Below are 13,488 nucleotides of genomic sequence, written 5' to 3' on the forward strand. Positions count from 1 at the left end.
GATACGGTACTGCTGGCTTATCCTGGCGGTTTTTTTCCGTTGTCGTAGGGCAGCGGAATGTACTGCACCGAGGGCCGCTGCTGGGCCGGCTGAGGGTAAAGCTCCATCAGTTCGTATACCTCTAACGGCAGGTCGGTGCAAACGGTAGCCAGGCCCATCGCGCGCAATTTATCGCAAGTAATGGGATAATCATGCGTCCAGCGTCCCTCGGCCAGGGTTTTGGCTAATTCACCGGCCTGTTCGGGCGGCATTTTATCCAACAGCAGGGAAGTGACGAAGTCCTGTACCTGGCGCACTGCTTTTTCCGCCATATCGGCCAGGATGAGGGTATTATCGTCGATACGGTCAATGTTCTTTTGTTTCAGAACCTTAAGAATAGAGGCCGCCGGATACTGGCCAAGCTGCGGATCGACCGGTCCCAATACGGCGTTGGGGTCCAGGATGATTTCGTCTGCGGCCAGCGAGATCATGGTTCCGCCGGACATTGCATAATGGGGGACAAATATGGTTACCTTGGCCTGGTGCTGCTGCAGAGCGCGGGCAATTTGTTCGGATGCCAGAACCAGCCCGCCCGGTGTATGCAGGATCAAATCAATCGGCATATCGACCGGAGTCAGGCGAATGGCCCGCAGGATATGTTCGGAGTCCTCCACATTGATATAGCGGGAAATAGGAATGCCCAAGAAACTGATTGCCTCCTGGCGATGAATGAGGCTGATGACACGGGAGTGCCGTCTGGTCTCAATGCGGCGGAGCAGGCTTAGTCTTTTTTCCGCTATGCTTCTTTGCTGGATCATGGGCAGCAGGGTGATTGCCAGAATAAACACCCACAGGATATCGGTAATACCAATGTTCATTATTTCACCTCTTATGTTAGAATTTCACCTCTTGAATTTCAGAAACTACAGGAACCTTCTGCGCATTGCTGATCGACATTTAATTCAGCGGCCAAACTGGCCAGCTTGCGGAATTCTGCGGCAACCACGCCAAAGCCCCGGCCCTGCCCGCTGAAATAAATGATTCAATAACATTGGTCGTCAGTCACAGCAGTCGCATCCTGCCAAATGATCCGGTTTAATACTTCTTTATTTCGATATTTACCGCGTTTACCCCTCCGGAGGTTAAAAGAAATTTGGAAATAAACCGAAGCCGGCCGGTTAGCAGGGGCGATTTAGGCAGACCCTGCTTCACAGAGCGTGGACGGGGTGCCGGAGGCTCTGCTGGCTGGACGGAGTATGCACAGGCGTACAAAATGTGTATAATAAACAGCAGTATTACGTTGATTAAAGGTGGTCTGATGTGTGTGCTGACAGCGTTATTTGCTGACAAAAACGGGGAGATATATGATGCGCCCGGCTACCAGGCCACAGGGCGGACCGGCGGCAAAGTGGCCGGATTGCTCCCGGACGATTTGATTGCTCTGCCGGAGGGCGCTGATTTAATGTATTTACCGGGCCGTACCGCTCTGGGCATTGCGGATGGACGGCTGGCCCCTTTGCCTGGGCAGGCGCTGGCGGTTGCGGCTATTTTGCCGGCCGGATACACCCGTACCCATTTGCCGGCCTTCGCTAAGCTGGCCGGCGCGCCGGTTTTACCGCTGTATGGCTATGCGGCGGTGGCCTTGTGGCAAGACGAGTTGTATGTAGCGGCGGTAGCCAGCGATGACAGCGCTAAATGGCGGCCGGGCGATTACAATACTGCTCGATTAAGAAAGCTGGTCGCTAAAGTGAGGAAAGAGCTGCCTGGAAACAGGCTTGTTGAACAATTGGCAGGTTGTTCGCTGAAATGGCGTTGCGCAACAGCGCAGAATTTATTTTACCGGCGCTGGGAAGCCGGTATTCCGGCCTCGCCGGTCTGCAATGCCAACTGTTTTGGCTGTATTTCCCTGCAGCCGGCGGAATGCTGTCCCTCGCCGCAGAGCCGGATTGACTTTAAGCCGACGCCCCGGGAGATTGCTGCGGTAGGCGTTTACCATTTAAGCGCGGCCCCTGAACCAATCATCAGCTTCGGGCAGGGCTGCGAGGGGGAGCCGGCGCTGGCGGCCGGCAATATTGCCGCCGGAATCAGGCTGATTCGGGCCCAAACCGGCCGGGGACAAATTAATATGAATACAAATGCCGGTTATACCGCCGGAATAAAGGAAATTGTCAAAGCCGGTCTGGATACCATGCGGGTGAGTATCATCAGTGCCTTGCCGGAGACCTATCAGGCTTATTACCGCAGCAATTATACACTGGACGATGTCAAGGCTTCGATCGTCTTTGCCAAAGACCGGGGAATATACGTCTCGCTGAATATGCTGTCTTTTCCGGGGCTGAATGACCGGCCGGAAGAAGTACAGGCCTGGGGAGATTTTCTGGCTGAAACCGGCGTTGATATGATTCAACTGCGCAATCTTAATGTTGATCCTGATGCTTTTTTGGCAATGATGCCGCCGGAGCGGCAACCGCCGCTGGGCGTAAAACCTTTTTTGCAGTTGTTGCAGCAAAGCTTCCCTGATATTGCCATTGGCAGCTTTAGCCATTTTGTCCTGAAAAATGGGCAATAATTGTTGCGCAACATACTGCGGTGTGCTATAATTGTCTGGTAATTACCCTAAGTGGCTTTCGCCAATGCTCAGGCATTTACCATAGCAAAATCCTGCCGCTCGGGATACAAAGTGAGGTGCAAGAAAAAATGAAAGAAAAAATTCACCCTGCGTACAATGTAGCAACAGTAGTCTGCGGTTGCGGCAACACCTTTACTACCGGTTCAATTAAAAAGGAACTGCGGGTTGATGTATGCTCGAAGTGTCATCCGTTCTTTACTGGCCAGCAGCGGAATATTACAGCCGGCGGACGTATTGAGAAATTCAATAAACGTTACAGTAAATAAGTAAATGGGCAGCAGAGCAGCAATGCTCTGCTTCATTTATCTTACAGGAATAACAGGGAAATTTCCGGCCGCAAAGTACGTTCAGTACTTTGCGGTTAACGTTACCCTGGATCATAACAGACAGTAACCGTGTTTATAACAAAGGAGGGGAATACCGTGGCGACTAAAGTTAATATCGGCGGGCAGGCTGTCATTGAAGGGGTCATGATGCGCGGCCCTGGTCATATTGCCACAGCAGTGCGCGAGCCGTCCGGCAGTATTAATGTCAGAAAAGAAAAACTGGCCTCAATTTCCGAACGGTATCCTATTCTTAAAAAGCCAATGCTGCGCGGTGTTGTTGCACTCGGCGAGTCGCTCATTCATGGTTTAAAGGCCCTGTCGTTTTCCGCTCAGGCCGCCGGCGATGAGGGAGAAGAGCTTTCTGACCGGGAAATTGCGATGACCATGTTGTTTTCGCTGGGGCTGGCAATTGTATTATTTGTTATTATACCAACCTATGCGGCAAAATATATTCACAGCGCAATTACCGATTCACGGCTGCTTAATCTGGCTGAAGGCGGGCTGAGAATGGCAATATTCTTCGTTTACATTTATGGTATTTCCCGGATGAAGGATATCCAGCGGGTGTTCGAATATCATGGCGCTGAACATAAAACCATTCACGCTTATGAGGCCGGCCTGCCGTTAAATGTGGAAAACATTCGACCGTTTAGTACGCTGCATCCGCGGTGCGGCACTGCTTTTCTGCTGGTGGTCATGGTTGTCAGCATCATTATGTTCGCCTTTCTGGGCTGGCCCGACTTATGGCTGCGCATCTTGTCCCGCATTGCGTTGATGCCGGTTGTCGCCGGAGTATCTTATGAAATCATCCGCTTTGCCGGCCGCAGCGATAACGCGCTTGTTAAACTGGCTATGCTGCCCGGCCTTTGGCTGCAGAAGCTGACTACCCGGGAACCAAGCGACGACCAAATTGAAGTGGCCATCCGGGCCTTGGAGGAAGTGCGGCCGGAGCAGCCGGCGGCCAGCATTTAATTGTTGTAAAGTCAGGCCGGGTACGGTAGTACGGTACTATATCGCTGATTTAACCGGGCGCCCAGGATGAGTTGATAAAGAGGTGAAAGTGTGCTCGATAAGCTGCAGGCAGTTGAAGATAAATACTTGGAGCTGGAGTCGCTAATCAGCGACCCGGCGGTTATTGCCAATCAGCAGGAGTGGCGGAAATACACCAGGGAACATGCTAAACTTGGTGAAATTGTGGCTAAATTCAGGGACTACAAAAAGGTTCAGCAGGCCTTGAGCGAAGCCAGGGAAATGATGAAAGAAAAACTGGATGACGACTTTAGGGAAATGGTTGAGCTTGAGTTTGCCGAAATGAAGGAACAGAGTGCGAAATTGGAGCAAGAGCTGCCAATCCTGCTGCTGCCTAAAGATCCCAATGATGATAAAAGTGTTATAGTGGAGATTCGCGGCGGCGCCGGCGGGGATGAAGCGGCGCTGTTTGCCGGCGATTTGTTCCGGATGTACACCCGTTATGCCGAAATTCAGGGTTGGAGGACAGAACTGCTTGACGCCAGTCCAACCGAACTGGGCGGTTTTAAAGAGGTTGTCTTTGTCATTGATGGCTACGGTGCTTACAGCAAGCTGAAATATGAAAGCGGCGTCCATCGGGTGCAGCGGGTGCCGACGACCGAATCAAGCGGCCGGATTCACACCTCTACAGTAACGGTGGCGGTTTTGCCTGAAGCCGAGGAGGTGGAAATTGCCATTCATCCCAACGAACTCAGAATTGACACTTACTGCGCCAGCGGCGCCGGCGGGCAGCATGTCAATAAAACTGAGTCGGCGGTACGGATCACGCACTTACCGAGCGGGATCGTGGTGCAATGCCAGGATGAGAAGTCACAGTTGAAGAACCGGGATAAAGCGATGCGGGTGCTGCGGGCTAAAGTACTGGAACTGGCGCAGGAAGAGCAGCGGGCTGAAGTGGCTGAAAACCGGAAAAGTCAGGTTGGCACCGGTGACCGCAGCGAACGGATTCGTACTTACAATTTTCCGCAGGGCCGGGTTACCGATCATCGTATCGGCCTGACTCTGCATAAGCTTGACTTTGTGTTGAACGGTGATATCGAAGAGCTGATTGCCGCCTTGGTTACTGCTGATCAGAGCGAAAAATTAAAACAGGTTGAATGAGATGAAAAAGACAAATGAAATTTGGACAATTGGCAGTATTTTAAAATGGACGGGGCAGTACTTTGGCGAAAAGGGCGTGGAAAATCCACGTCTGGATGCTGAAGTGCTGCTTTCCCATATCCTGGGGATGGAACGGATTCAACTGTATGTTCATTTTGAGCAGCCCTTGCAGCAGCATGAACTGGCTGAGTTCCGGGCGGCTGTGAAAAAACGGGCTACCCGCATACCGGTGGCTTATATTACCGGCTGCAAGGAGTTTATGGGACTGAACTTTACGGTTGCGCCGGAGGTGCTAATACCCCGTCCGGATACCGAAATTCTGGTTGAGGCTTCCCTGGAAAGGCTAAATAATATCGGGCAGCCGCACATTCTGGATATCGGAACAGGCAGCGGGGCTATTATTATTTCGCTGCTGGCCCGTTTGCCTGCTGCCTGCGGCGCTGCTGTCGACATTTCGGACAAAGCGCTGGCTGTTGCCGGAGGCAATGCCGCAAAACATCAAGTGGGCGACAGGCTTACACTGCACCGGGGCGATGTGTATCAGCCGGTTGCCGGCCAGACGTACCATGCGATTTTATCCAACCCTCCTTATATACCGGACAGCGATATTGCCGGTTTGGCTCCCGAGGTTCGGCAGGAACCTCTTGTAGCACTGGCGGGCGGGCAGGATGGTTTAAGTTTTTACCGCCGGCTTATCCGGGATGCCGATGAATTTCTAAAACCAGGTGGTTTTATCGCTCTGGAGGTAGGCATTCATCAGGCCTGCCCGGTGGCGTCCTTGGCGGATGCTCTGCCGCAGCTTAAGCCGGAGGCCGTCATTAAGGATTATGGCGGGGTTGAACGTGTGGTTATTTTAAGAAAAAGCCAGGAGGGGTGAGATGGAAACCACATACTTTCAGGTTTGTAAGGAAAAGCCCGATCCGGCCTGTATGCGCCGGGCGGCTGAAATATTAAAACAGGGAGGATTAGTGGCTTTCCCTACAGAAACAGTTTACGGACTGGGCGCCAATGGCCTGGACGAGCAGGCTGTGGGCGCCATTTTCCGGGCCAAAGGACGGCCCTCCGACAACCCTCTGATTTTACATATTGCCGACCAGGGCGATTTGAATGAATTGGTCCGGACTGTACCGGCCAATGCCCGGATTTTGCTGAACAAGTTCTGGCCGGGTCCGCTGACGGTTGTGCTGGAGCGCAGCCCGGTTGTACCCGATAAGGTAACCGGCGGTTTAAACACGGTTGCGGTCAGAATGCCCGATTCAGTCGTGGCCCGGGAACTGATCAGGCTGGCGGGGGTGCCGGTGGCGGCGCCCAGCGCCAATACCTCCGGGCGGCCCAGCCCGACGACTGCCCAGGCGGTGCTGGCCGACCTGGCCGGCAAAATTGACGCTATTATTGATGCCGGTCCGGCAAACATCGGCCTGGAGTCAACGATTGTGGACTGTACCACACCTGTGCCGACGCTGCTGCGGCCTGGGGGAATAACGGTTGAGATGCTGGCGGCAGTACTCGGCGCAGTGGAATTTGCCCCGGCTTTAGGCGGCGTACAGGCTGCGCCTAAAGCACCGGGCATGAAATACGCTCATTATGCGCCGAACGCACCGCTCATTTTGCTGGAGGGCGAGAGTAAAGCTCTTCAGGATCGCCTGTGGGCGGAACTGACCGGCGCGCTGGCGGCCGGCAAAAAGGCCGGCGCTGTGGTCAGCGACGAAACTGCCGCCAGGCTGCCGGCAGAGGCTGTTATTGCCTGCTACGGCTCCTGCAGAGCCCCTGCCGCAATTGCTGCCAATCTCTATACCGCCCTGCGAACCTTCGACGCTGCTCCTGTTGATGTTATTTATGCTGAAGGCGTGCCGGAAGAAGGTCTCGGCCTGGCCATTATGAACCGGCTGCGTAAAGCCAGCGCTTATCATATTATCAAGGTTTAGCTGCGGCAAGGCAATCCCGCGGTCCTCTAATGTATATACCCCTGACTCTGCTCATATACATTAGAGGGGGTGAAGCCGGTGGGCGGATTAGAGTTGCTGGTATTAAGCGTGGCGCTGGGAACGGATTTATTTTCGGTAGCTATACCAATAGGCATGAACAGGGTACGGCTGAGAATTATTTTGCGGGCAGCCGTTGTTTTCGCCGTATTCCATATTCTGATGATTCTTGGCGGGTATCATCTGGGGCACTGGATGGGGCATGTAGTGGAACATTTCGGCAGCTATCATAGCGACTGCCCGGTTTTGCTCATGGAGAACTGGGCCAGCATTCTGGGGTCACTGGTGCTGGCTGGCCTGGGAATTCATATGATCAGGGAAAGTGCCGCTGTGACGCAGCCTGGCGGCAATAAGCATCATCCGCTGAAAGGGCCGGCGCTGGTGGTATTGGCCGCCAGCGTCAGTGTTGACGCTCTGGCTGCAGGGTTTAGCCTGGGCATGATGGATGTGGATTTGCTCAAGCTTAGTACAATTTTGGGAGCGGTAATTTTTATCATTGCCATTCTGGGCTTAGGGCTGGGCCGGAGGGCCGGACGCTATCTGGGGGGAAAATCAGGACTGATCGGCGGTACCGTGCTGGTGGCATTAGGCATCCATGTTTTATGGCAGGTATTGACATGAAAATCTTTAGGATCATGATCTGGTGTGATAAAATGAAGGCGGTAGCGATATACTAGTACACATCAACCTTTGCGTGCGGACACCGGCCCTATTTTCTGCCGCCGTCCGTTTTAAGGTTGGCGCTGTACTGTTGGAGGTAAGAGAAATGCTGCGAATTTTATTTGTCTGTACAGGAAACACCTGTCGCAGCCCAATGGCTGAAGCCATTTTGAAAGAGAAAGTCAGGCAGCATCAACTGGAGGATAAAATTAGGGTATTTTCGGCCGGAGTGGCAGCCGGGGCCGAAGCGCCGGCATCCACAGGCGCTTATCTCGCGATGAGCGCTAAGGGCATTGATTTAACCAGTCATTATTCCCGCCAGCTGCTGCCGAAAGATGTTGAGGCGGCCGATCTTGTCTTAACGATGACGGCAGGCCATAAAGGAGCTGTTTTACATATTGTTCCCTCTGCCGGGGACAAGCTTTATACTCTGGCGGAATTTGCGGGCGGAGCCGGTCAGGTGACTGACCCGTTTGGCGGCAGCGCGGAAATTTACCAGGCCTGCGCCGCGCAGATTGAACAATTGCTGGAGCAGGCCTGGGAGAAAATTACTGCACTGGCAGGAAAAAAAGGCTAGTATACGGAAAATAAATTTAGTGGTTTAGGTGGGATTAAATTTGCGTGTAGCAATCGGCAGTGACCATGGGGGATTTCGTCTTAAAGAAGAATTAAAGCAGCTGATGAGTGAACTCAATGTTCAATTTCATGATTTTGGCACTTATTCGACCAAATCGGTAGATTATCCGGAGATATCCGGCAATGTTGCGCAGGCCGTGGCCGGGGGCGAATTCGACCGGGGGATTATTATTTGCGGAACAGGCATTGGAGTGTCGATTGCCGCTAATAAAATTAAGGGCATCAGGGCGGCGCTGTGCCATGATGTGTATTCGGCGCAAATGTCACGCGAGCATAATGATGCCAATGTTTTGACGATGGGCGAGCGGGTGATTGGTTTCGGGCTGGCCCGGGCGGTTGCTGAAAAATGGCTGACAACGGAGTTTGCCGGCGGGCGTCACGCGCGCCGGGTTTGTCAAATTGCCGATTTGGAAAGCTGACCGAAAATTGTGGTGCAGGAGGCGTTAGCAGTGGGGGAAACTTCGGATATTGGCCGTCAGGTCCGGGAGGCTGCCGGAGAATTAATCCAAAAATCGGGTCTGACCGCCGGACAGATTTTGGTTGTCGGCTGCAGTACCAGCGAGGTGCTGGGCGCACAAATCGGCACAGGCGGTTCACCGGAAACAGCCCGGATTATTTTTGAGCAGCTTGATCGTGTCTGCCGCCAATATCATATTTTTTTGGCTGTGCAATGCTGCGAACATTTGAACCGGGCGCTGGTGGTTGAGCGGCAGGCAATGGAGAAATATGCCCTGGAGCAGGTCGCCGTGGTACCGGTGCCAACCGCCGGCGGCGCTCTGGCGGCCAGGGCAATGCGCGCCTTTAGCGATTCGGTAGTGGTAGAGTCAATTGAGGCTCATGCGGGACTGGACATTGGCAGTACCTTAATTGGCATGCATTTAAAACGGGTCGCGGTTCCGGTGCGGTTAGCCTGCAAAACGATTGGGCAGGCCGGCGTAACAGCGGCCCGTACCCGGCCGAGACTGATTGGCGGAGGGCGGGCGGTATATGAATTACCGCCGGAGGCATTACGCTAGTACGTACTAGTACCGCACGGTGCTAGTACCAATAATTAATGAAGCGGGGAATGAATAGTGAATTTACTTGCAAATAGCGATCCGGAAATAGCTCAGGCCATTGAGCTTGAGCTCAGGCGGCAGCAAAACAAGCTGGAGCTGATTGCCTCGGAAAACTTTGTCAGCCCGGCGGTGATGGAAGCCCAGGGCTCTGTGCTGACCAATAAATATGCTGAAGGTTACCCTGGTAAACGGTATTACGGGGGCTGCGAGCATGTGGATGTGGTTGAACAGCTGGCCATTGACCGGGCCAAGGCGTTGTTTGGAGCTGAACATGCCAATGTGCAGCCTCATTCGGGCGCTCAGGCCAATACGGCAGTGTATTTCGCCTGCCTGCAGCCAGGCGATACCATTCTGGGAATGAACCTGGCGCATGGCGGTCATTTGACCCATGGCAGTCCGGTGAATATTTCAGGTAAATACTTTAAGATTATTCCTTATGGCGTTGATGAAAACGAGCAGCGTATCGACTATGATGAAGTGCGCAGGCTGGCCTTGGAGCATAAGCCCAGGATGCTGGTAGCCGGCGCCAGCGCCTATTCGCGCGTCATTGATTTTGCCTTGCTGGGACAAATTGCCCGTGAGGCAGGGGCGCTGTTTATGGTGGATATGGCCCACATTGCCGGTCTGGTGGCTGCGGGACTGCACCCCAGTCCTGTGCCGCACGCCGATGTCGTGACAACAACCACGCATAAAACACTGCGCGGCCCGCGCGGCGGCATTATCCTGTGCCGTCAGCAGCTGGCGGCCGCCATTAATAAAGCGGTTTTCCCCGGAATCCAGGGAGGTCCGCTGATGCATGTGATTGCCGCAAAGGCGGTGGCCTTAAAAGAAGCAATGACGGATGAGTTTAAGCTCTATCAGGAACAAATTGTAAAAAATGCCCGCGCCCTGGCCGTCAAACTGTCTGAAACAGGTTTCAGCCTGATTTCCGGCGGGACGGACAATCATTTAATTCTGGTTGACGTACGCGGGCAAAACCTGACCGGCAAGGAAGCGGAAAGGCTGCTGGATGAGATTGGCGTTACGGTCAATAAAAATGCCATTCCCTTTGACCCGACCAGCCCCTTTGTTACCAGCGGCATTCGTATAGGAACGCCCGCCCTGACCACGCGAGGCCTGAAAGAAGCCGATATGGACGTTGTGGGTGAGATTATCGGGCTGGTATTGAATAACCCGCAGGATGAAGCGGTAAAAGCCCGCGCCCGGAACCTGGTAACTGAACTTTGCGAGAAATATCCACTATATGCATAGGAGAATTGTGATGACTGATTTAAAGATCAATGTAATTAACCACCCGCTGATTCAGCATAAGCTGACGTTTATCCGGGATATAGAAACGGGGACGAAAGAGTTCCGTGAGCTGCTCGAGGAAATCGCCATGCTGATGGCCTATGAAATAACGCGGGAGCTGCCGCTGGAGGATACAGAGGTAACCACGCCGGTGGGACCATGCCGCTGCAAGCGCCTTAGCGGCAAAAAAATTGGCGTTATTCCCATTCTGCGGGCCGGGCTGGGGATGGTCAACGGAGTGCTCAAGCTGATTCCGGCCGCCAAGGTGGGGCATGTCGGGCTGTATCGCGACCCCGATACACTGACGCCGGTGGAATACTATTGCAAGCTGCCTACCGATGTTCATGAACGGGAGCTGGTCATCATTGACCCCATGCTGGCAACCGGCGGTTCAGTTGTTGCCGCAATCGACCTCTTAAAACGCAATGGCGGGAAAAACATCAAACTGATGTGTCTGGTAGTAGCGCCGGAAGGGGTTAAAGTAGTCAATGACGCCCATCCGGATGTGGAAATCTATACCGCTGCAGTTGATGAGCGCCTGAATGACCACGGCTACATAGTCCCGGGCTTAGGCGATGCCGGCGACCGCATTTTTGGCACAAAATAGATTTAAGGAAAGGGGTGGTCTTATTGTGGCTGTTGCCACCATAAACCGCCCCTGATTTATCCGCCGGGTAACCTGATCTAAGACTTTCCTGCGCAAGCCGGAGTTAAGAGCGGGCAAAGTACGGCAACAAAGGAGTGAATGCAGTGACGCAAGCTAAGCAGGAGAAATTAGCAGGACTTACCCTGCTGGGCAATCAGGGGGTTGGGTACTCTTATGAATACAGCCCGGGTATTCTGGAAGCTTTTAATAACCGGCATCCGGAAAATGATTACTGGGTAAAATTTAATTGTCCGGAGTTTACCAGCCTGTGCCCGATCACCGGGCAGCCGGATTTCGCCGCAATCTACATCAATTATCTGCCGGATGTTAAAATGGTGGAAAGTAAATCACTAAAATTATATTTGGTTAGTTTTAGAAACCATGGCGGTTTTCACGAAGATGTAGTCAATATCATCATGAAAGATCTTGTTGCGCTATTGCAGCCGCGCTTCCTGGAAGTATGGGGGAAGTTCCTGCCGCGCGGCGGAATTTCCATTGATCCGTATTGCAATTACGGCCGTCCCGGCACTAAATATCAAGAGCTTGCCTGGTTTAGAATGCAACACCATGATTTGCTTGCAATGGAGAAGGTTGATAACCGGTAAATCATAGGATTGGTGCGGTAGCAGGTTGGCCTGCCGGCAGACAGCAGAGCTTGGTGAAAAATTACTTGGGGAAAAACCATAAGACAGCGGAGTGCGGTTTTGCTATACTTGCATTACCAACAGGGGATATTTTGCGGGATAGCGGGTGAGCGGATGAAAAGAGTGTTTTTTTATCAAACAGACATTGGTGATATCGGAATAGCAGAAAACGGCCAGGCAGTTACCGAACTGTATTTTGGGGCGGCAACCGTACCGCCGGATGCAGTTCAGGCTCAAACCGAACTGCTCCGGGAAGCCGGACGACAGCTGCTGGAGTATCTGGCCGGCCGGCGCAGACAGTTTGCAGTCCCTTTGGCGCCGGCCGGAACGGCATTCAGGCAGCGCGTTTGGCAAGCCGTAGGCGCAATCCCCTATGGTCAAACCCTGAGTTACCAAGAGGTCGCCCAAAGGATTGGCAAGCCCTCGGCGGCCAGAGCAGTGGGCAATGCCAACCGGCGCAATCCCCTGCCCGTTTTTATTCCCTGCCACCGGGTCATTGGAGCCAAGGGGCAACTGACCGGATATCTGGGGGGCCTCGATATCAAGAAATATCTGCTGGGACTGGAAAAGCGGCATGGCGTTTTTTAACTACGGGCAGACAGAATTGGATTATTTGAAACAGCAGGACAAAAAGCTGGGCCAAGTCATTGATCGCATTGGTTTGGTTGAGCGGGCCGTCATTCCCGATTTGTTTGCCGCGCTTGTCAACAGCATTGTCGGGCAGCAAATTTCGATGAAAGCGGCTGATACTATTTGGCTGCGGATGCAGGAGCGCTTTACCGAAATTACTCCGGAAAATTTGGTTGTAAAAACGGCTGAGGAAGTTCAGCAATGCGGCATTACGATGAAAAAGGCGCTGTATATTAAAAACATTGCCCAAGCCGTGGACTCCGGTGCGTTTAACATTGCCGGCCTGGCAAAATTACCGGATGAGGAAGTATGCCGGCGGCTGTCCGCACTGCCTGGCGTAGGCCGGTGGACAGCGGAAATGTTGATGACCTTTTGCCTGCAGCGCAAGGATGTTGTAAGCTGGGGTGACCTGGCGATCCGGCGCGGGATGATGCTGCTGTACCGGCACAGGAAGCTGGACCGGGCTAAGTTCGAGAAATACCGGCGGCGCTACTCGCCTTTTGGTACCATTGCCTCCTTCTACCTGTGGGAGATTGCTGCGGACAGTAATTTGAAGAAGTAAAAGAGGTACAGCCAATGCCGACAGATGATGAAAAGTGGGAGGCGGTCAGGCAATCCGATCCTGGCTATGACGGCGTATTTTTTTATGGTATTACCACAACCGGGATTTTCTGCCGGCCCTCCTGCCGCTCAAGACTGCCTTTAAGAAATAACGTCCAATTTTTTGACTCAATTGAGCAGGCTTATGCCTGGGGGCTGCGCCCCTGCAAAAGGTGCCGGCCTGATTTGCCGGAATACAGGCCGAACCGTGATTTGATGGAAGAAAGCAAAAACAATTTTTGATACCTGTTTTGCAAACCGCCGCCGACTTGCAGGAG

Annotated in this window: 17 protein-coding genes; 16 read left to right on the plus strand and 1 reads right to left on the minus strand. The window is 53.1% G+C overall.

The annotated features are described in order from the left end of the window. Nucleotides 1-17 precede the first annotated feature (17 nt). On the minus strand, nucleotides 18-857 hold the full coding sequence (locus tag BLR06_RS07430; RefSeq protein WP_092070676.1) for an SDH family Clp fold serine proteinase: 840 nt from the start codon (nucleotides 855-857) through the stop codon (nucleotides 18-20). Nucleotides 858-1,297: 440 nt separating this feature from the next. Here BLR06_RS07430 and BLR06_RS07435 point away from each other — a divergent pair, with 440 nt between their 5' ends. The 16 genes from BLR06_RS07435 (at nucleotide 1,298) to BLR06_RS19980 (ending at nucleotide 13,453) form a co-directional block, all read left to right on the plus strand. Continuing rightward, nucleotides 1,298-2,548, plus strand: a complete 1,251-nt coding sequence (locus BLR06_RS07435; RefSeq protein ID WP_092071155.1) for a radical SAM family protein — start codon at nucleotides 1,298-1,300, stop codon at nucleotides 2,546-2,548. Between the two features lie 128 nt (nucleotides 2,549-2,676). After that, on the plus strand, nucleotides 2,677-2,874 hold the full coding sequence (gene rpmE / locus BLR06_RS07440; protein WP_092070679.1) for a 50S ribosomal protein L31: 198 nt from the start codon (nucleotides 2,677-2,679) through the stop codon (nucleotides 2,872-2,874). A gap of 156 nt (nucleotides 2,875-3,030) precedes the next feature. Further along, a complete protein-coding gene (locus BLR06_RS07445; RefSeq protein WP_092070682.1) occupies nucleotides 3,031-3,906 on the plus strand; it encodes a DUF1385 domain-containing protein in 876 nt (291 codons plus the stop codon). 90 nt (nucleotides 3,907-3,996) lie between these two features. Beyond that, on the plus strand, nucleotides 3,997-5,064 hold the full coding sequence (gene prfA / locus BLR06_RS07450) for a peptide chain release factor 1 (protein ID WP_092070685.1): 1,068 nt from the start codon (nucleotides 3,997-3,999) through the stop codon (nucleotides 5,062-5,064). A gap of 1 nt (nucleotide 5,065) precedes the next feature. Then, nucleotides 5,066-5,941: a peptide chain release factor N(5)-glutamine methyltransferase gene (gene prmC / locus BLR06_RS07455; protein ID WP_092070688.1), complete on the plus strand. Its 876-nt coding sequence runs from the start codon at nucleotides 5,066-5,068 to the stop codon at nucleotides 5,939-5,941. Between the two features lies 1 nt (nucleotide 5,942). Then, complete coding sequence (locus BLR06_RS07460) at nucleotides 5,943-6,989, plus strand: L-threonylcarbamoyladenylate synthase (protein ID WP_092070690.1); 1,047 nt, start codon at nucleotides 5,943-5,945, stop codon at nucleotides 6,987-6,989. A 78-nt stretch (nucleotides 6,990-7,067) separates the two neighbouring features. Continuing rightward, the gene (locus BLR06_RS07465; RefSeq protein WP_092070693.1) at nucleotides 7,068-7,667 is read left to right on the plus strand and encodes a manganese efflux pump MntP; all 600 of its coding nucleotides are present in this window, start codon (nucleotides 7,068-7,070) and stop codon (nucleotides 7,665-7,667) included. Between the two features lie 145 nt (nucleotides 7,668-7,812). Continuing rightward, nucleotides 7,813-8,283 (plus strand): low molecular weight protein arginine phosphatase, encoded by a 471-nt coding sequence (locus BLR06_RS07470; protein ID WP_092070696.1) that lies wholly within the window; start codon nucleotides 7,813-7,815, stop codon nucleotides 8,281-8,283. 40 nt (nucleotides 8,284-8,323) lie between these two features. After that, complete coding sequence (gene rpiB / locus BLR06_RS07475; protein ID WP_092070699.1) at nucleotides 8,324-8,761, plus strand: ribose 5-phosphate isomerase B; 438 nt, start codon at nucleotides 8,324-8,326, stop codon at nucleotides 8,759-8,761. Between the two features lie 30 nt (nucleotides 8,762-8,791). Next, complete coding sequence (locus BLR06_RS07480) at nucleotides 8,792-9,358, plus strand: TIGR01440 family protein (RefSeq protein WP_217636856.1); 567 nt, start codon at nucleotides 8,792-8,794, stop codon at nucleotides 9,356-9,358. A 57-nt stretch (nucleotides 9,359-9,415) separates the two neighbouring features. Continuing rightward, nucleotides 9,416-10,651, plus strand: a complete 1,236-nt coding sequence (locus BLR06_RS07485) for a serine hydroxymethyltransferase (protein ID WP_092070702.1) — start codon at nucleotides 9,416-9,418, stop codon at nucleotides 10,649-10,651. Between the two features lie 10 nt (nucleotides 10,652-10,661). Further along, the gene (gene upp / locus BLR06_RS07490) at nucleotides 10,662-11,297 is read left to right on the plus strand and encodes a uracil phosphoribosyltransferase (RefSeq protein WP_092070705.1); all 636 of its coding nucleotides are present in this window, start codon (nucleotides 10,662-10,664) and stop codon (nucleotides 11,295-11,297) included. 143 nt (nucleotides 11,298-11,440) lie between these two features. Then, entirely contained in the window at nucleotides 11,441-11,941 is a 501-nt protein-coding gene (gene queF / locus BLR06_RS07495) for a preQ(1) synthase (protein ID WP_092070708.1), read from the plus strand. A 153-nt stretch (nucleotides 11,942-12,094) separates the two neighbouring features. Further along, nucleotides 12,095-12,568, plus strand: coding sequence for a methylated-DNA--[protein]-cysteine S-methyltransferase (locus tag BLR06_RS07500; RefSeq protein WP_092070711.1), 474 nt, complete (start codon nucleotides 12,095-12,097; stop codon nucleotides 12,566-12,568). Between the two features lie 16 nt (nucleotides 12,569-12,584). Further along, nucleotides 12,585-13,172, plus strand: coding sequence for a DNA-3-methyladenine glycosylase family protein (locus tag BLR06_RS07505; protein WP_245698060.1), 588 nt, complete (start codon nucleotides 12,585-12,587; stop codon nucleotides 13,170-13,172). A 14-nt stretch (nucleotides 13,173-13,186) separates the two neighbouring features. Next, nucleotides 13,187-13,453: an Ada metal-binding domain-containing protein gene (locus BLR06_RS19980; RefSeq protein ID WP_245698061.1), complete on the plus strand. Its 267-nt coding sequence runs from the start codon at nucleotides 13,187-13,189 to the stop codon at nucleotides 13,451-13,453. Nucleotides 13,454-13,488 lie beyond the last annotated feature (35 nt).

It is taken from the genome of Dendrosporobacter quercicolus (assembly GCF_900104455.1).
Lineage (GTDB): Bacteria > Bacillota > Negativicutes > DSM-1736 > Dendrosporobacteraceae > Dendrosporobacter > Dendrosporobacter quercicolus.